Origin of the sequence: Vibrio sp. 1874 (genome assembly GCF_033344395.1) — a bacterium.
Classification (GTDB): Bacteria; Pseudomonadota; Gammaproteobacteria; order Enterobacterales; family Vibrionaceae; genus Vibrio; species Vibrio alginolyticus.
This window is the reverse complement of the sequence record NZ_JAWPOR010000131.1, coordinates 1-1,164: the sequence shown is the minus strand read 5'-3', so window position 1 is coordinate 1,164 and position 1,164 is coordinate 1. Positions and strand designations below refer to the sequence as shown.

Genomic DNA, 1,164 nt, shown 5'->3' with positions numbered 1-1,164 from the left:
ATTGATAGGGATCTTCATTGGCGACACCGCACTGTTTGCGTGTTTGAATCGCATGGGGCCAAGGCAAGCGGGCCTGTTGTTTTCCTGCCATGCCGTGTTTTCCACCATCTTAGGTTATTTCCTGTTTAGCGAAAGCATGACGGCCATTGAACTGCTTGGTTCTGCACTGGTGTTTAGCGGTGTGGTGATGGCGATATTCTTTGGCCGACGCGGACAAACTAACAATGTGCTCGAGGAAATCAAAGGCAACATTTGGGTTGGAGTCTCACTCGGCCTTACCGCTGCAATATGTCAGGCGCTCGGTGGCATTATTGCCAAACCGGTCATGCAAACCAGTGTCGACCCAATCGCTGCATCGGCAATTCGAATGATCAGCGCGTTCGTTGCGCACTGCTTATTACTTATCGTTGGAGTCAAAGTTGCTCGCTCCACCCAGCGCATTACTTGGCGTGTTTTTGGCATTACGGCATTGAATGGCTTTCTCGCGATGGCCGTAGGTATGACGTTAATTCTTTACGCGCTGCGCGAAGGGAACGTAGGTATGGTTGCACTGCTATCTTCAACCACGCCAATTATGTTGCTACCGCTGCTCTGGGTTTACACTAAACGCCGACCAAACCGATTTGCTTGGTTGGGCGCGGCTCTAGCGGTGATTGGTGCGGGGATTTTGGTTCAGTAATCTTACAAACCAGTCCTTATTACCAGACACAAAAAAGCCCGAGTTTATACTCGGGCTTTTGTCATTCTGGGTCGTCAGTTAATTACTTAACTAGCACATCACCAGACATTTCAGCAGGGATTTCTAGACCCGCTAGAGAAAGCATTGTTGGTGCAAGGTCAGACAGTTTACCGCCTTCTTTGAACTCAACCGCTTTGTCACCTACGTAGATTAGAGGCACTGGTAGGTTAGTGTGTGCAGTGTGAACGCCGCCAGTTTCAGGGTCGATCATCATTTCTGCGTTACCGTGGTCCGCAGTGATCAGTAGCTGACCGCCAACTTCTTTGATTGCTTCAACTACTTTGCCTACGCTTTCGTCTAGTGCTTCGATCGCTTTTTCAGCCGCTTCGTAAACACCAGTGTGACCAACCATATCTGCATTCGGGTAGTTACAGATGATTGTGTCGTACTTACCAGACTTGATAGCCGCAACCAATTTCTCAGTT

The 1,164-nt window shown here is 49.1% G+C and carries 2 protein-coding genes; one reads left to right on the top strand and one right to left on the bottom strand.

Annotated elements, in window-relative coordinates:
* Positions 1–679: DMT family transporter (locus R8N46_RS25070; RefSeq protein ID WP_318189756.1), on the top strand; the 679-nt coding region annotated here is incomplete at its 5' end.
* An 82-nt stretch (positions 680–761) separates the two neighbouring features.
* On the opposite strand, the gene R8N46_RS25065 is transcribed toward R8N46_RS25070, so the two are convergent.
* Positions 762–1,164: alkaline phosphatase family protein (locus R8N46_RS25065; RefSeq protein WP_318189755.1), on the bottom strand; the 403-nt coding region annotated here is incomplete at its 5' end.